We start from the raw sequence: 15,436 nt of genomic DNA, 5'->3' as shown, positions 1-15,436 counted from the left end.
CATCTCGCGCCCTTTCGCCTGCCAGAGGACTGCATCCGTGAAAATCACCGACATCAAGATCAAGACGTTCAAGACCTGGGCCGATCGCTGGGATGTGGGCCACGCTTTGCCCGTGCCGAAGGCGGACCTGATGCAGACCGTGCTGGCGATCGACACCGACGAGGGCGTCACCGGCTATTATTTCGGCGGCGGTTCGCATGGCGACGCCGAGGGGCTGAACATCGTCGACCAGCAGATGATCCGCGGTCGTATCCTGCCGCTGCTGCGCGGCCAGGATCCGCTCGACCGCGAGATGGTCTGGAAATGGCTCTGGGTCGCCAACATCCCTGAGAATGTCGCGAGCGTCATCGACAACGCGCTGTGGGATCTGGCCGGTCGCGCCTTCAACCAGCCGGTCTACAAGCTGATGGGCGGCGCCGGCCGCGAGAAGGTCAAGGCCTATGCCTCGACCTATCCGAACATCGGCGTGCCGCGCGTCTATGCCGAGCACGCGCTCGCCTGCAAGAACGAGGGCTACCAGGCCTACAAGATCCATCCGCATTACTTCTGGAACCCGGAGACCGGCCAGCCGACGCCCGGCCGCCCTTCCAACATCAAGGCCGACATCGAGACCTGCCACCTCGTGCGCGAGGCGGTCGGGCCGGACTATGTGCTGATGTTCGATCCCTGGGGCACCTACATGACCATGGAGGAGGCGATCCAGGTCGGCCGCGAGCTGGAGAAGCTGAACTTCTACTGGTACGAGCACCCGATGCCGGAATACCGGGTCGAGAGCTATGTCCGCCTGTCGCGCGAATTGTCGATCCCGATCCTGTCGCCGGAAATCGTCGCCGGCGGCGTGTTCAGCCGCGCCGAATGGATCCTGCGCGGCGCCGGCGACATGAGCCGCATCGACGTCGTGCGCGGCGGCATCACCGGCGCCCGCAAGACGGCGATCGTCGCCGAGGCCTATGGCCTGCGCTGCGAGATGCACATGGCCGGCTGGGGCAATCTGCAGGTGCTCGGGGCTACCTCGGAGGATACGTCCGAATATTACGAGAAGGGCCTGCTCGCCCCCGGCGTCGACTACGACGCGCCGCATCCGTATCTGAAGAACACCTGCGACCGGATCGACAGCGAGGGCTATGTCCACATGCCGAAGGGCCCGGGCATGGGCTACGAGATCGAGTGGGACTACATCGACGACAATCTGATCGACCCGTTGGCGCTCGAAAAGAAGTTCTGGTAGCCGCGATGTCGAGCATCCGCCGATCCGTGCAGGTGATGGAACTGCTGGCGCGCAAGAGCCCGCTCGGCGTCCGCGCCGTCGCCACCCAGCTCAGCCTGCCGCTCGGATCGGTGCATCGGCTCCTGCTCGACCTCGAGCAGGAGGGCATTGCCGAGCGCACGCCGGGCGGCGAATGGGAGCTGTCGTTCCGGCTGCTGGAAATCTGCGGACTGCAGCTGGAGCGCATCGCCCTGCCGGCACTCTCCCGCCCCTTCGCCGAGAAGATCGCCGAAACCACCGGCGAGACCGTCAACATCAACGCGCTGAGCGGCAAGCATGGCGTCTGCATCGACAAGGTGCGCGGCAATGACGGCATGCAGCTCGACATGCGGATCGGCGCGCGCGGGTCGCTCCATTGCGGCGGCGCCGGCAAGGCGATGCTGGCCTTCATGAGCGAGGCCGAGCAGCGCGAAGTGCTCGACGGCGCTCTCCCAGCCTATACCGTGAAGACCATCACCGATGCCGGCGTGCTGGAGGCGGAACTGAAGCGCATCCGCCAACGCGGCTATTCGATTGACGACCAGGAAGTCGTGCTCGGGGTCTATTGCGTCTCCGTGCCGATCTTCGATGCCATGGCCCGTCCCGTCGGCGCCATGAGCATCACCGGGCCGTCGCTCAAGCAGCCCGGCCCCGAAATCCTGCCGCTGGTCGAGATGCTGAACGAGGCCTGTGGCCATGTCAGCCGGCGCCTCGGCTTTCGCGGCACCTGGCCGGCCGCGGCCGGCGAAGCGAAACAGTGAGGAGCAGGCATGCGCGTCGCGTGGGTGATGAAGCTGAAGCCGGGCTTCGAGGCGATCTACAAGCAGAAGCATGACGAGATCTGGCCGGAGATGCTGGCCAATATGGAGCGCGACGGCGTCCGCAACTTCTCAATCTATCGCTACGGCCTGCTGCTCTTCGCCTATCTCGAACGCGATCACGAGACGCCGCCCGGCACGCCGCACGACCCGGTTACGCTGCGCTGGTGGAAGATGATGAAGCCCTACATGGAATATAACGACGACGGCACTCCCTGGCAGGCGCCCCTCGAAGAGATGTTTCACAAGTCCTAGCGCGCGTCCCCGCGAACCGGATGCGTTTCGCGGGAAGACGTGACCAGGAACCAGACCCCAATTCATTCCGAAGAGCCGAGAAGAACATCATGTCCCTCCCCGCGCTGCACGGCGTCGTGCCGATCCTGGTGACGCCGTTCCATGAAGACGGCCGGATCGACGAGGAAAGCCTCGCCAACCTGGTCGAGTTCAACATCGCAGCCGGTGTGCATGGTCTCGGCGTCGCGCTGGGCAGCGAGGTGTTCAAGTTCAACGAGGCCGAGCGTGCCCTGGTGACGCGCGTGGTGATCGAGGCGGCGGCGAAGCGCGTGCCAATCGTCATCAATTCCGGCGCCGCCGGCACCGACCTCGCCGTGTTCTATTCCAAGGCGGCGGAGGCGGCCGGCGCCGACATGCTGATGGTGATCCCGCCCTCCTTCATGCCGATCAGCGCCGAGGAGATCTTCGATTACTACAAGGCGATCGATGCCGCCGTCGGCATCCCAATCATCCTGCAGGACGTGCCGCAGGCGCCGATCTCACCCGGCCTGGCGCTGAAGATCGCCGTCGAGTGCCCGAACGTGCGCTACATCAAGGTCGAGACCCTGCCGGTCACCAGCAAGGTCGCCGCCATGTCGCAGCAGGCCGGCGACCGGCTGACCATCTTCGGCGGCGCGGGCGGCAGCTATTTCATCGAGGAATTGCGGCGCGGCGCCCTTGGCACCATGCCGTTCTGCAGCCAGCCGGCAGATTTCGTCGCCGTCTGGGACGCCTTCCGCCGGGGTGAAGAGGCCAAGGCGCGCCAGCATTTCGATGCGACGATCATGGCGATCAACCGCCTCGCCGTGCAGGGCGGCGACATTTTCTATTTCATTCACAAGCAGATCCTGGTCCGTCGCGGCGTCATCCGCACCGCCTTCGTCCGTAGCCCGACGACCACCATCGACCCGATCACGGCGCGCGAGATCGAGGAACTGGTCGCCCAGATCGTGCCGGCCGCCATACCCTTCGGCCGGCTCGCGGCGTGATCATGGATCCCTTTGCCCTGCGCCCGCTCGGGCGCACCGACCTCCGCCTGCCGCAGCTTGGCTTCGGCGGCGCGCCGTTCGGTAACCTCTTCACGATCGTCAGCGACGACGAGGCCGAGGCGACGCTGCAGGCCGGCTGGGATGCGGGCTTGCGCTATTTCGATACCTCGCCCTGGTACGGGCGGGGCCTCTCCGAACAGCGGATCGGCAGCTTCCTGCGCCGGCAGGCACGTGAAGAATTTCTACTCACCACCAAAGTCGGCCGAGTCTTCACCGCACCCGTCGACCCCGACGCTTTCGCTGCCAGTAAGCGGGACTGGCCGAACGGGCTGCATTTCGAGCACCGCTACGATTACAGCTATGACGGCGTCATGCGCGCCTATGAGGACAGCCTGCAGCGGCTCGGCCTCAACCGGGTCGATGCGCTGCTGATCCACGATCTCGACCTCGCCAATCTCGGCTCCGAGGTATTGGTCTCCGCCCATCTGGCGCAGCTCGCGACCGGCGGCATGCGGGCGCTGCAGGAACTGAAGGCGGCCGGCCGGATTGGCGCCATCGGCGCCGGCGTCAACCGGATCGGCACAATTCCGCGCTTCCTGAAACTTCTCGACCTCGACTTCTTCCTGGTCGCCCTGCCCTACACGCTCGCCGAGCAGCCGGTGCTCGACCATGAATTCCCGCTCTGCGAAGAGCGCGGCGTCGGAATCGTCATCGGCGGCGTGTTCGCCTCGGGCATTCTCGCCACCGGCGTGGTGCCCGGCGCGACCTACAATTACCACCCGCCGACGCCGGCGGAGGCCGCGCATGTGCGCGGAATCGAGGCCGTCTGTGCCCGCCACGACGTACCGCTTGCCGCCGCCGCGCTGCAGTTTCCGCTGCATCATCCTCTCGTCGCCTCGGTGATCCCTGGCGGCTTCCGCCCGGATCATGTCACCCGCAACATCGCCTCGATGCAGCACGCGATCCCGGACGCGCTCTGGGCCGAACTGAAGCATGAGGGCCTGTTGCGCACCGATGCGCCGACGCCCTGAGCCCGCAGAAAGAGAGCCGCCGATGCCCGCTTTTCCGATCGTCGACACTCACCTGCACCTCTGGGATCCAGCCCGGCTCGACTACACCTGGATCCAGGGCAACCCGCTCTTCGACCGGCCCTATCACGTCGAGGACTACGCCCGCGATCTCGGCTCGGTCGATGTCGAGGCGATGGTGTTCCTCGAATGCTTCGCCGATTTCGACGCGGAGCGCGGGCAATATCTGGAGGAAGTCGTCTTTGTCGAGGACGAAGCGAAGCGCGACCCGCGCCTGAAGGCGATCGTGCCGATGGCGCCGCTCGAACGCGGCGCAGGGGTAGAGCCGATCCTGGCCGAGATGGCCGAGACGCATCCGATGGTGAAGGGCATCCGTCGCATCGTCGAGTTCGACGCCGATCCCCGCGCGCTGACGCTGGGCCCGGACTTCATCGCCGGCGTGAACCTGCTGGACCAGTTCGGCATGCATTTCGAGATCAACGTCAACTACACGCAAATGGACATCGTTCGCGAGTTCGTGCGGCACATCCCGGATGTGCCGCTGATCCTCGATCATTGCGGCAAGCCCGGCATCCGGGCCGGTGCGATCGAACAATACCGCGCCGACGTAGCCGAACTGGCGCGCCACCCCAACCTATGGATCAAGCTCTCCGACCTGCCGGTCGAAGCCGACCACCGGAACTGGACCGAGGCGGATCTCCGCCCCTTCATCGCGGCCACCATCGAGACCTTCGGCGTCGACCGCGTGATCTATGCCGGCGACTATCCCGTCTGCCTGCAGGCCACCACCCTGCCCCGCTGGGTCGAGGTGCTGGACCGCGCCTTCGCCGATCTCGGCCTCCCGGAAGCCGAGACGCGAAAGATCTATCGCGACAACGCCAACGCCTTCTACCGGCTGGGCCTGTAAGCCATCCCTGTCTGATATCGACTGAGGCCGTGCGCGGGGCTCAATGGCTCATCAGGCAGGCGACGGTGCCGGTTTCCAGCATGCCGCGCGTCGTCCCGCCAAACACCCACTCCCGGGCGCGGGCCCGGCCATAACCGCCCATGACGACGAGATCGGCGCCCTGGTCCTCGGCAAAATCGCAGATCCGGGTGGCGGAAGGCTCCGAACTTTCCCCGAGCGCGAAGGAAGTGGCGGCGATGCCGTGCCGCCCCAGGAAGGCGACGACATCCTCGGCACCGCGGCGCCAGCGCGACTCGCTTTCCGGCGACGGCATGGTGAGGAGAGAGACCCGGCTCGCCCGCCGCAGGAAGGGCAGCGCGTCGGTGACGCTGCGGCGCGATTCCCGCGTGTCTTTCCAGGCGACGACGATGTTCTTGCCAGTCGGAGCATGTGTATCCGGCGGCAGCAGCAGGATCGGCCGCCCGGCGCGAATGAGCACATCGCCCGGCTCGACCGAATTGTTGGGCGCGCTCGCCCCTCGCCGCCCGAGCACGATGAGATCGGCCCTGCGCGACTGCTCGGCGATGAAGCCGGCCGGATAGGTCATGGCCGAACACCATTCCATCCGCGCGGCGCTGCGATCGGCGGCGCTCCGGAACAGCCTCTCGGCGCTGCGCAGTCCTGTTTCGGCGGTGTCGCGCTGCAACATCGAATATTCGCCGGCCATGGCGCCCACGGTGAGCGGGTCGTAGAGCGGCGCCTCCGAGGCGCAGGCCGCGATCCCGATCAGCGTGGCGTCGAAACGCTCGGCAAGATTGCAGGCAGCCGCCACCCTCGTGGCCGCCGATCTAGTGTCGTCGACGTGAACCATCAATGTAGCGATAGACATCGCGATCCCATCCATTGCCCCAGCAGGCCCAGTCCTGTCATGCCGGCCGATCGGCTTCCTTGCGCCAGATCAACGGAGGGACCGAAAGGCGCGGCACTGCCCGAGATGCCGCAGGCGGCCGTCGCACCGCGTGTTTGCGAGGCCCAGGACGGCCCCGCACGGGGCCCGGCTGTCGCCGCTTGTAGTGCGTTAATGATAGCGCTAACCTGACATCGGCCCCAATCGGCGAAAATGGCCTCGCCGGTTAACAAAAGGCTAACAAGAAGCGCTGTTAGAGGACGACAATGGCCCGCTATTTCGAAGATTTTCATGAGGGCGATGAGCTCTGGTCGCCCGGCCGTACCATCACCGAATCCGACGTCATGGCCTTTGCCGGACTCTCGGGCGACTACAACCCCGCCCATACCGATTACCAGTTCGCGTCCAAGGGACCGTTCGGCAAGCCGATCGCGCATGGATTGCTGGCGCTGATCGTCTCGGCCGGTCTCGCCGACCGGGATGGCGGCCTCGACGGCACCGCCGTGGCCTTGCTTGGCGTGAACTGGCAGTTCAAGAAGCCGGTATTCTTCGGCGACACGATCCGCCTGAAGCTGACCGTCGGCAGCACGCGCCGGACCAGCAAGGGCGATCGCGGCGTCATCGTGCGCGATATCGCCGTCTACAACCAGAATGACGAAATCGTGCAGCTGGGCGCGTTCACCACCATGGTCCTGGCGCGGCCGGCCTGACACTGACGGGAGGAAACTATGACCAACGAGCCATTCGAATTCGTCGACGCCCACCACCATTTGTGGGACCTGAAAAGCGGGATCCGCTACGGCTGGCTGACCGACAAGCCGTTCGTCGGCCACCCCTCGGGCGACTATTCCGCCATCATGAAGGACTATCTGGTCACTGACCTGCAGCGCGAGGGCGCGCCGGTCAACCTGATCAAGTCCGTGCATATCGAAACCGCGGATGGCGAGGTCGATACGGTCCGCGAGACCGAGTGGCTGCAGAAGGTCGCCGACGAACACGGCATGCCGAACGGTATCATTGCCCGGGTCGATCTCGCTGCGGACAATGCGGCCGCGGAACTGGACCGGCACCGGCAGTACGCCAATTTCCGCGGCGTGCGGATGCTTTCCTTCATCGGCCTCGACTTCCTCGATGACCCGGCTTTCCGTCGTGGTTTCAACGAGTTGCAGAAGCGCGACCTGATCTACGACATGGATGCCGGCTGGCCGCAGATGGGCAAGGCATTTGATCTCGCGCGCGATTTTCCGCGCTCGACCATCATCCTCGGCCATTGCGGATTCCCAAAGCAGCGCACGGTTCCTTATTTCAACGAATGGCGCAAAGGCATCCAGCATCTCGCCAAGGCGCCCAACGTCGCCTGCAAGCTGTCCGGCCTCGCCATGGTCGATCATGAGTGGACGGTGGAGACGATCCGGCCCTGGATCGAGGTCTGCATCGAGGCCTTCGGCCCGTCGCGCTGCATGTTCGGCACCAACTGGCCGCTGGACGGCCTGTTCAGCGATTATCCGACGGTGGTCAACGCCTATCGCGAGATCGTGGCCGGCTATTCGGCCGACGAGCAGCGTCAGCTGTTCCGCACCACGGCCGAAGGCTGGTACCGGATCTAGCCCATCTCAAAGGGATAGCGGGTCGCCGCTATCCCTTTGAAGCGAATGAGAAAGGTCGCGGCGGCGTCACGCGCTGCCGCGACGGATCAGCTGGTGCTGGAGGATGACGCTGGCGGGCTTGTCGTCGCCGTCGAGCCGCGCCAGCAGCAGTTCGGCGGAGGTGCGCCCCATCACGTCGGGCTGGATCTTCACCGTGGTGAGCGCCGGCGTCACCAGCGAGGCGAGGTCGAAATCGCCAAAGCCGCAGATTGCCAGTTGCTCCGGTACCCGCAGGCCGCGCCGGTTGCATTCGAGCAGCGCCGCGAGCGCCAGGCTGTCGGCCGAGAAGAAGATCGCATCCGTCATCGGCGCCTTCTGCATCACCTGATCGAGCCCGCTGATCCCGTCCTGCGTGCTCATTGGCAGCACCAGCTCGATCCGCAGCGGCGGCGGCAGGTCCGCCTCCTCCAGCGCCTTGGCCAAGCCGATGAAACGGCCGTTCGCGCGCGAATCCTGGTGCGCGGCGCCGCCGACAAAGGCGATGCGGCGCGAGCCGCGGGCCGCCAGCAGCGAGCCGACATCATGGCCGGCCGCGATGTTGGAAAAGCCGGCGGCGCAATCGAGCGGCGCGGTGTCCGTGTCCCAGGTCTCGACCACCGGCACGCCGCTCTGGCGCAGCAGGTCCTTGGCGCGCGGCGTGTGGTGCAGGCCGGTCAGAATGAAGCCCATCGGCCGCCGTTCGAGCAGCGTCTGGATGATCTGCTCCTCGCGCAGAACCGAATATTCGCTGTTGCCGATGACGACCGAGATGCCGCGCAGCTCGAGCGTGTCGATGGTGGCCTTGACCTGTGCGGAGAAGGCCGAACTCGACAGGGTCGGGATGATGACTGCGACGACCCGGCTGCTGTTGGAGGCCAGGTTCCGCGCCGCCTCGTTGGGGATGTAGTTCAGCTCGCGAATCGCGTCGTGCACGCGCTTGCGGGTTTCCTCCGTCACCATCTCCGGCCGGCCGATGACGCGGGAAACGGTCTGGGCCGAGACTCCGGCCCGGCTGGCGACGTCCGACATCGTAACGACACCCGCCCCGGCTGGAGCATTTCCAAATCGTCTCCGACGCATTGACAGCCTCCCATGTTGGCGCTAACAAATATACCGACTTGTTAGCGCTATCACAACGATCAACACAGCCGCCATATTTCAATCGGCGAAAAAATTCGAGCGGGAGAGGCAATGAGCCAGGAAAAGCGGAATAAGGCCCAGATCCTTTCGGGCTACCGCGTGCTGGACTGCACGGTTGCGATGTCGGGTCCGTTCGCGGCCCAGCGCATGGGCGACATCGGCGCTGACGTGATCAAGATCGAGCCGGTCGAGGGCGAGTGGCAGCGGCGCATGCCGGCAGGCGGCGGAAATCGCAAGATCAACGCCTCGTTCCTGTCGCTGAACCGCAACAAGCGAAGCCTGGCAATCAACCTGAAGGCCCCCGAAGGCCAGGCCGCCCTGCACAAGCTGGTCAAGGACGCCGACGTCTTCATGCAGAACTATCGCCCGCATGTGGCGAAGAAGCTGGGCGTCGACTACGACACGCTGAAGGCGATCAACCCGCGCCTGATCTATGTCTCGATCTCCGGCTATGGCGCCGAGGGCCCCTACTCGGCCCGTCCCGGCCAGGACCTGCTGCTGCAGGCGCTGAGCGGCGCGATGTATTCGACCGGCCAGGCGGATGGACCGCCCCAGCCGATCGGCCAGTATGTCGTCGACGCCACCACCGCCTATGCCGCCTTCGAAGGCGCGCTGGCAGCGCTGCTGCACCGCGAGCGCACCGGCGAAGGCCAGCTGGTCGAGGTCAACATGCTCGACGCGGCCATCTCCTTCCAGATGCAGGAGCTTTCCGTCTTCACCATCGACGGCAAGCCGCAGAAGCGCACGCAGGAGCCGCACGGCCACGTCTATATCCGCGCGCCCTATGGCGTGTTCGCGACTCAGGACGGCTATGTCGCCCTCGCCTTCCCGCAGCTCGCCAAGCTTGGTGAACTGTTCGACGAGCCCGCCTTCCTGGCGATGAACGACGATGTTGATCCGTTCGAGCAGCGTGACCTGATCCACCAGCTGGTGGCCAAGCACAGCGCGAAGTGGAAGCAGGCCGACCTGATCGAAGCGATGCTGGCGCTCGGCCTCTGGGCCGGCCCGGTCAATGATTTCGCCAAGACGGTCGAGGATCCGCAGGTGAAGTTCAATGGCAGCTTCGTCGAATACGAACATCACTCCGAGGGCCATCTGAAGACCCCCGGTTTTCCCATCCGCTTCAGCAAGACCCCGTCGACGGTGGAGAGAGGCGCGCCGCTGGTCGGCGAGCATAGTCGCGAGGTTCTCGGTGCCGCGGGTTTCGAGGCTGAGGAGATCGACCGTCTGATCTCGGAAGGCGTTATCGGCGCGCCCTAGGCGCGCGAGGAAGGGCGGCGAATGCCGCCGTCGATGAGGGAGGATTACCATGACCTATACCAAGCGTCAGTTCATCGCTCTGGCAGGCGCGTTCGGCCTGCTGGCTTCTGTCGCGATGCCGGCGGCGCAGGCCGCAGGCAAGCAGATCGTCTATCTTTCGGCCGGGCTCGACGCGCCTTTCTGGCGCTATGTCTCGAAGGGCGTCGAGGCCGCGGCGAAGGAGCACGGCTACGATTTCGTCGCGCTCGATTCCCGCAACAACACCCAGACCCAGCTGCAGAATACGCAGGACGCGATCGTCAAGGGCGCGACCGGCATCGTCCTGTCGCCGACCGACTCCTCGACCGCTCCGGCCGTTCTCGGCCTCGCCCAGAAGGCGAACATCCCGGTAAGCTTCGCCGGCATCGGCACGACTTCGGGCGAATACGTCACCTTCGTCACGTCGAATGACGAGGCGGGCGCCTACGACGTCGGCAAGGCGCTTGCCAAGGCGTTTGAAGCCAAGGGCTGGAAGAATGCCGAAGTCGGCATGGTCACCATCTCCCAGGCCCGCCAGAACGGCGTCAAGCGGACCAACGGCTTCGTCAAGGCGATGGAAGAAGCCGGCAACAAGATCGTGGCCCGCAACGAGATGCAGACCTACACGGCCGACGAAACCTATCGTTTCGTGCAGGACATGCTGACGGCGCATCCCGAAATGCGCGGCATCTTCGTCCAGACGGACTCCCCGACTCTTGGCGCCAAGCGCGCCGTCGACGCGATGCGTCGCGGTGGCGAGACCCTGATCGGCGCCTTCGACGGCGTGCCGGAATTCCTGCCCATGATCGAAGGCGGCTCGATCGTCGCCAGCGGCATGCAGCAGCCCTACCTGATGGGCAAGACGGCGGGCGAAAGCGTCATCGCCAAGCTCGAAGGCGGCAAGACGGAGAAGGAAGTCGTGCTTCCGATCCTGACGGTCAGCAAGGACAACCTCGCGACCATTCTGCCGGATATCAAGCTGACGGTCTTCGCCGGCGAACTGAAGTAATCGGCCGGTCGGCGGCCTTGCGCCGCCGGCCCGTCCGCCCGCCCGCCCTGCCCGATACTGCATTGGGCCAAGCCATTTCATGAAATCAACACCCTGCGAGCCGGGCCGCTTCGTTGCGCACCGCCTCGTGGACCAACGGATACGGAATCGTCCGCACGCTGAGCTGCGACGATGCGAGGGAGATAGGATGATGACGAACGTCGCAACGGGCAGCCCCGCGCAGGGTGGACTGGTACAATCGGCGCGAGGGCTGCTGCTGACCCGGGAGGCCGGTGTCTTCGGGGCGTTGCTGGCGCTCTGCATCGTCTTTGCCATTGCCAGCCCCGTCTTCCTGACGGGCCAGAATATTCTCAACCTGCTGCGCCAGATCTCGCTGCTTGGCGTGCTGGCAATCGGCGCCACCTATGTTCTGATCATCTCCGAAGTCGATCTCTCGGTAGGCTCGCTCTACGGCTTCGCCGGCATGGTCGGCGGCCTGCTGATCGTCAGCGGTGTGCCGGAAGTCGCCGCGATCCTGATCACGCTGACGCTGGGCCTCGCCATCGGCGCGATGAACGGCGCCATCACGGTCGCCGGCCGCATCCCCTCCTTCATCACCACCCTCGGCACGCTCTATCTGATCCGCGGCGCCACGCTGGTGATGAGCAACGGCATGCCGGTCTCCCTGCCGCACGGTCAGGGCGCAGCACCCATCCTGACGTCCCTGGCGCAGGGAAGCCTGATCGGCAACCTTTCCAACCAGGTGCTGGTCCTGATCGTCGTCGCCGTGCTCGGCTTCTTTCTGCTGCACAAGACGACCTTCGGTTTCCACATCTTCGCGGTTGGCGGCAATGACCGCGCTGCGCGGATTGTCGGCGTGCCGGTATCACGCACCAAGATCGTCGCCTTCGCGATCGCCGGCCTGCTCGCATCCTTCGCCGGCATCATCAATTTCGGATTTCTTGAAAACGTCCAGCCCGTCACGGGCATCGGCCTGGAGCTGGATGTCATCGCCGCAGTCATCATCGGTGGCACGCGGCTTGGAGGCGGCGAGGGTTCCATTCCCGGAACCCTGCTCGGTGTTCTGCTGATCGGCGTCGTACGCAACGGTCTTATCCTGCTGGGTGTGACGCCCTTCTGGCAAACCACGCTGATCGGAGCGGTTGTGCTGACCGCGGCGCTGATCGGTGGACTGACGTCGAAGAAATAGCGATTCGACCCATCAACTGAACGAACTTCATCTGGGAGGATACCACCATGCTACGCGCAACACTCTTTGCGGGCCTCGCGACCCTCGCTCTGCTCGTGCCGGCCGCGGCCGCCGACTTCACGCTGTCGCCGGCGATCAAGGCCCGCGCGGCCGCCAAGGAACAGCCGACCTTCGTCGTTTCCTATCATGACCCCGCGCTCTCGGTCGCCGTGCCGATGCGCAACGGCGTCGAGGCTGCCGGCAAGGAGCTCAACGTCAACGCGCTGTTCACCGGCCCGGTCGGCGGCGGCGCCGAGAAGCAGGTTGCCGAGCTCGAGAACTGGATCACCAAGGGCGTCGACGGCCTCGCCGTCTCGTCCTCCTCGACCGACGCGCTCGCGCCGGTGATCAACAAGGCGCTCGCTGCCGGCATCCCGGTCGTCACCTTCAACACCGACAATCCGGCTTCGCAGCGCCTGACCTTCGTCGGCCAGGACCTCGTCTATTCCGGCGTCGTCATGGGCGACACGCTGGTCAAGGAAATGGGCGAAAAGGGCAAGATCCTGATCTTCACGGTCGATGCCGCCGCCCAGTGGTCGAAGGATCGCGAAAACGGCGCCCGCCAGGCGCTCGCCAAGCATCCCGGCATCACCATCGCCAGCCTGGTGAACACCACCAACGAGCCGCAGCAGGTCTACGCCGCGATCGAAAACGCGGTCCTCGCCAATCCGGACATCACCGGCATCATCTCGCTCGATTGCTGCTCGTTCCCCGCGATCGGCCAGTATCTCGAGCGCAACGGCATGGCCGGCAAGATCCCGGTCGTCGGTTCCGACCTGCTGCCGCAGACGCGTGAACTGATCGTTTCGGGCGCGCTGACCTCGACCATCACGCAGAACCCGCAGCGCCAGGGCCACGACGCCGTGCTCGTGCTCAACCAGATCTACGCCGAAGGCAAGATGCCTCCGAGCCACACCGACACCGGCGTCGAAGTCATCGACAAGTCCAACGTCGAAAAGCACCAGGCCGAGTAAGGCCCGCTGCTTCCTGCCCTGCCAATTGATCCAGAACGAGAGTATTCGCCGATGACTTCGATGCTTCAGCTTCGCGACCTGGGAAAATCCTTCGGGAGCTTCTGGGCGCTGCGCAATGTCAGCATTGAGTTCAAGCAGGGCGAGGTTCATGCACTCGTCGGAGAGAACGGCGCGGGCAAGTCGACGCTGATCAAGTTGATCGCCGGCGTCTACCAGCCAAGCGAGGGGGCCATCATCGGCCCCCTCGGCACCGAACTGAAAATGAAGACGCCGCGCGATGCGCTCTCCTGCGGCATCGGCGTCGTCCACCAGGAACTCGACCTGTTCGACAATCTGACGGTGGCCGAGAACATCGCGCTCGGCATCGACGACAGCGGCTTCGTCAAGCCGTCGAAGGAAAAGATGGCGGCGCGGGCGCGCCAGGCGCTCGACGAACTCCAGGAACAGAAAATCCTTCCCTCGATGCGGGTCGGCGACATTTCTTCGTCCGACAAGCAGCTGGTTGCCGTCGCCAAGGTGCTGACCTGGGACGCGAAGGTCATCATCTTCGACGAACCAACCTCGGCGCTGAACGCGGCCGAAGCCGCCCGCCTGCTGGAGCGCATCCGCCACCTGCGCTCGGTCGGCGTCACCGTGATCTATGTCTCGCACAAGCTCGGCGAGATCTTCTCGATCGCCGACCGCATTTCGGTCATTCGCGACGGCACGCTGATCACTACCCGTCCGGTGGCCGAGTTCGACCACGAGAAGGTGGTCGACGCGATGCTGGGCCGCCAGCCGGCCGAGATCTTCCCGGTCCAGGTCAAGCCGCGCCCCACCAAGGAAGTGCTGCTCGACGTTGCCGACGTGCATGGCCGCGAGCTGGCGGGCGCCTCGCTGAAGGTGCGCGCCGGCGAGATCGTCGCCCTGGCCGGCCTGCCGGATTCCGGCCCCTCGTCGCTGCTGCGCCATATCTTCGGCATGGACCATGCCACCTCGGGTACGATCTCGATTTCGGGACGGCCCATTGGCCGCTCGACGCCCCGCGCCGCCATCCGCAGCGGTGTCGCCTATCTGCCGGCCGACCGGCTGCGCGAAGGCATCCTGCCGCTGATGAGCGTCTTGCGGAACGCCGAGGCGACGGATGAGGCGATGCACGCGAGCGACGGGTCGACGCGCCGGGGCAAGGCGCTGGCCGCCATCAAGCGCCTCTCCGTCCGAACATCCTCGATCCTGAACCGCATCACCTCGCTCTCGGGCGGCAACCAGCAAAAGACGCTGATCGCCCGCTGGCTGGTGATGGATCCGAAGGTGCTGATGCTCGATGACCCGACGCGCGGCGTCGATATCGGCGCCAAGTCGGAGATCTATCACATCCTGCGTGGCATCGCCGATTCCGGCGCCGCCGTCGTCTTCACCTCATCGGACTCGCTGGAACTCGCCCGCCTGTCCGACCGCATCCTGCTTTTCCGCGGCGGCAAGATCGTCGACGAGATCGTGCGGGACGTTACCCATGCCGAACTCGACCGCGCGATCAGCGCGGCTTAACAGAGGAAGAAACCCATGAAGCGCTCCGGTATTCTCAACGCCGAACTCGCCGAGGCCATTGCCACGATGGGCCATGGCGACATCATGATGATCGTCGATGCGGGCTTCCCGATCCCCAGCGACGCCTGGCGCATCGACCTCGCCATCAGCGCCGACCTGCCGACGCTCGACCAGCTCTATTCGGTGATCGCACCGGAGCTGATCGTCGAGAAGGTGATGTTCGCGTCCCAGGTCGCCGAGCACAACAAGCCGCTCTACCGCTCGCTCACCACCTGGTTCGACGAGCGCGACTTCGAGGCCGTCACCTATGAGGATACCGTTGGTCCGCTGGCCCAGAAGGCCAAGGTCATCGTCCGCTCCGGCGCGCTCGATCCCTGGGGCAACATCGCCCTCGTCGGCGGCGTCGACTACAAGGCCTATTTCAACGACCCGGAATGCGCCGTGCCGGACATGTACCGCAAGTGGCTCGACCGCGAGCCCTTCGTCCCCGGCGCCAAGCGCCGCTAGT

General features: G+C 65.2%; 16 protein-coding genes. 14 read left to right on the top strand and 2 right to left on the bottom strand.

Translation table 11 applies throughout. The features are described from left to right. The first annotated feature begins 37 nt into the window (after positions 1-37). From ACHMWQ_RS09260 to ACHMWQ_RS09235, 6 genes are all read left to right on the top strand, one after another. Complete coding sequence (locus ACHMWQ_RS09260) at positions 38-1,228, top strand: enolase C-terminal domain-like protein (RefSeq protein ID WP_396307234.1); 1,191 nt, start codon at positions 38-40, stop codon at positions 1,226-1,228. A gap of 5 nt (positions 1,229-1,233) precedes the next feature. After that, on the top strand, positions 1,234-2,007 hold the full coding sequence (locus ACHMWQ_RS09255) for an IclR family transcriptional regulator (RefSeq protein WP_354552537.1): 774 nt from the start codon (positions 1,234-1,236) through the stop codon (positions 2,005-2,007). Positions 2,008-2,016: 9 nt separating this feature from the next. Continuing rightward, on the top strand, positions 2,017-2,319 hold the full coding sequence (locus ACHMWQ_RS09250) for an L-rhamnose mutarotase (RefSeq protein WP_396307233.1): 303 nt from the start codon (positions 2,017-2,019) through the stop codon (positions 2,317-2,319). A gap of 89 nt (positions 2,320-2,408) precedes the next feature. After that, complete coding sequence (locus ACHMWQ_RS09245) at positions 2,409-3,326, top strand: dihydrodipicolinate synthase family protein (protein WP_396307232.1); 918 nt, start codon at positions 2,409-2,411, stop codon at positions 3,324-3,326. 2 nt (positions 3,327-3,328) lie between these two features. Next, positions 3,329-4,357: an aldo/keto reductase gene (locus ACHMWQ_RS09240; RefSeq protein ID WP_396307231.1), complete on the top strand. Its 1,029-nt coding sequence runs from the start codon at positions 3,329-3,331 to the stop codon at positions 4,355-4,357. Positions 4,358-4,379: 22 nt separating this feature from the next. Further along, entirely contained in the window at positions 4,380-5,261 is an 882-nt protein-coding gene (locus tag ACHMWQ_RS09235) for an amidohydrolase family protein (protein ID WP_396307230.1), read from the top strand. Positions 5,262-5,301: 40 nt separating this feature from the next. Here ACHMWQ_RS09235 and ACHMWQ_RS09230 read toward each other — a convergent pair whose 3' ends face one another. Continuing rightward, a complete protein-coding gene (locus ACHMWQ_RS09230; RefSeq protein ID WP_396307229.1) occupies positions 5,302-6,129 on the bottom strand; it encodes a universal stress protein in 828 nt (275 codons plus the stop codon). Positions 6,130-6,413: 284 nt separating this feature from the next. Here ACHMWQ_RS09230 and ACHMWQ_RS09225 point away from each other — a divergent pair, with 284 nt between their 5' ends. Both ACHMWQ_RS09225 and ACHMWQ_RS09220 read left to right on the top strand, forming a co-directional pair. Then, entirely contained in the window at positions 6,414-6,857 is a 444-nt protein-coding gene (locus ACHMWQ_RS09225) for a MaoC/PaaZ C-terminal domain-containing protein (RefSeq protein ID WP_266333401.1), read from the top strand. 18 nt (positions 6,858-6,875) lie between these two features. Continuing rightward, a complete protein-coding gene (locus ACHMWQ_RS09220) occupies positions 6,876-7,754 on the top strand; it encodes an amidohydrolase family protein (RefSeq protein WP_396307228.1) in 879 nt (292 codons plus the stop codon). Positions 7,755-7,820: 66 nt separating this feature from the next. Here ACHMWQ_RS09220 and ACHMWQ_RS09215 read toward each other — a convergent pair whose 3' ends face one another. Further along, the gene (locus ACHMWQ_RS09215) at positions 7,821-8,801 is read right to left on the bottom strand and encodes a LacI family DNA-binding transcriptional regulator (RefSeq protein ID WP_354552528.1); all 981 of its coding nucleotides are present in this window, start codon (positions 8,799-8,801) and stop codon (positions 7,821-7,823) included. 162 nt (positions 8,802-8,963) lie between these two features. Here ACHMWQ_RS09215 and ACHMWQ_RS09210 point away from each other — a divergent pair, with 162 nt between their 5' ends. The 6 genes from ACHMWQ_RS09210 (at position 8,964) to rbsD (ending at position 15,435) form a co-directional block, all read left to right on the top strand. Beyond that, a complete protein-coding gene (locus ACHMWQ_RS09210; RefSeq protein ID WP_266333398.1) occupies positions 8,964-10,172 on the top strand; it encodes a CaiB/BaiF CoA-transferase family protein in 1,209 nt (402 codons plus the stop codon). Positions 10,173-10,221: 49 nt separating this feature from the next. After that, a complete protein-coding gene (locus ACHMWQ_RS09205) occupies positions 10,222-11,199 on the top strand; it encodes a substrate-binding domain-containing protein (RefSeq protein ID WP_396307227.1) in 978 nt (325 codons plus the stop codon). Between the two features lie 190 nt (positions 11,200-11,389). Further along, positions 11,390-12,388 carry an ABC transporter permease gene (locus ACHMWQ_RS09200; protein ID WP_396307226.1) on the top strand — a complete coding sequence of 333 codons (999 nt, stop codon included), beginning with the start codon at positions 11,390-11,392 and terminating at the stop codon, positions 12,386-12,388. Positions 12,389-12,435: 47 nt separating this feature from the next. Continuing rightward, positions 12,436-13,401 carry a sugar ABC transporter substrate-binding protein gene (locus ACHMWQ_RS09195; protein WP_396307225.1) on the top strand — a complete coding sequence of 322 codons (966 nt, stop codon included), beginning with the start codon at positions 12,436-12,438 and terminating at the stop codon, positions 13,399-13,401. Between the two features lie 51 nt (positions 13,402-13,452). After that, a complete protein-coding gene (locus ACHMWQ_RS09190) occupies positions 13,453-14,928 on the top strand; it encodes a sugar ABC transporter ATP-binding protein (protein WP_396307224.1) in 1,476 nt (491 codons plus the stop codon). Between the two features lie 15 nt (positions 14,929-14,943). Next, positions 14,944-15,435: a D-ribose pyranase gene (gene rbsD / locus ACHMWQ_RS09185; RefSeq protein ID WP_396307223.1), complete on the top strand. Its 492-nt coding sequence runs from the start codon at positions 14,944-14,946 to the stop codon at positions 15,433-15,435. Position 15,436: the final 1 nt, after the last annotated feature.

It is taken from the genome of Kaistia sp. UC242_56 (assembly GCF_044452255.1).
GTDB lineage: Bacteria > Pseudomonadota > Alphaproteobacteria > Rhizobiales > Kaistiaceae > Kaistia > Kaistia defluvii_A.
The sequence above is the reverse complement of the archived record's forward strand: the minus strand, read 5'-3'. Positions and strand labels throughout refer to the sequence as shown.

What these genes read in the sequence shown, in the direction of transcription:
- ACHMWQ_RS09210 (WP_266333398.1), top strand. Translation starts at nt 8,964, where the DNA reads ATGAGCCAGGAAAAGCGGAATAAGGCCCAGATCCTTTCGGGCTACCGC.
- ACHMWQ_RS09205 (WP_396307227.1), top strand. Translation starts at nt 10,222, where the DNA reads ATGACCTATACCAAGCGTCAGTTCATCGCTCTGGCAGGCGCGTTCGGC.
- ACHMWQ_RS09230 (WP_396307229.1), bottom strand. Translation starts at nt 6,129, where the DNA reads ATGTCTATCGCTACATTGATGGTTCACGTCGACGACACTAGATCGGCG.
- ACHMWQ_RS09220 (WP_396307228.1), top strand. Translation starts at nt 6,876, where the DNA reads ATGACCAACGAGCCATTCGAATTCGTCGACGCCCACCACCATTTGTGG.
- ACHMWQ_RS09225 (WP_266333401.1), top strand. Translation starts at nt 6,414, where the DNA reads ATGGCCCGCTATTTCGAAGATTTTCATGAGGGCGATGAGCTCTGGTCG.
- ACHMWQ_RS09250 (WP_396307233.1), top strand. Translation starts at nt 2,017, where the DNA reads ATGCGCGTCGCGTGGGTGATGAAGCTGAAGCCGGGCTTCGAGGCGATC.
- rbsD (WP_396307223.1), top strand. Translation starts at nt 14,944, where the DNA reads ATGAAGCGCTCCGGTATTCTCAACGCCGAACTCGCCGAGGCCATTGCC.
- ACHMWQ_RS09255 (WP_354552537.1), top strand. Translation starts at nt 1,234, where the DNA reads ATGTCGAGCATCCGCCGATCCGTGCAGGTGATGGAACTGCTGGCGCGC.
- ACHMWQ_RS09195 (WP_396307225.1), top strand. Translation starts at nt 12,436, where the DNA reads ATGCTACGCGCAACACTCTTTGCGGGCCTCGCGACCCTCGCTCTGCTC.
- ACHMWQ_RS09215 (WP_354552528.1), bottom strand. Translation starts at nt 8,801, where the DNA reads ATGTCGGACGTCGCCAGCCGGGCCGGAGTCTCGGCCCAGACCGTTTCC.
- ACHMWQ_RS09235 (WP_396307230.1), top strand. Translation starts at nt 4,380, where the DNA reads ATGCCCGCTTTTCCGATCGTCGACACTCACCTGCACCTCTGGGATCCA.
- ACHMWQ_RS09190 (WP_396307224.1), top strand. Translation starts at nt 13,453, where the DNA reads ATGACTTCGATGCTTCAGCTTCGCGACCTGGGAAAATCCTTCGGGAGC.
- ACHMWQ_RS09245 (WP_396307232.1), top strand. Translation starts at nt 2,409, where the DNA reads ATGTCCCTCCCCGCGCTGCACGGCGTCGTGCCGATCCTGGTGACGCCG.
- ACHMWQ_RS09200 (WP_396307226.1), top strand. Translation starts at nt 11,390, where the DNA reads ATGACGAACGTCGCAACGGGCAGCCCCGCGCAGGGTGGACTGGTACAA.
- ACHMWQ_RS09240 (WP_396307231.1), top strand. Translation starts at nt 3,329, where the DNA reads ATGGATCCCTTTGCCCTGCGCCCGCTCGGGCGCACCGACCTCCGCCTG.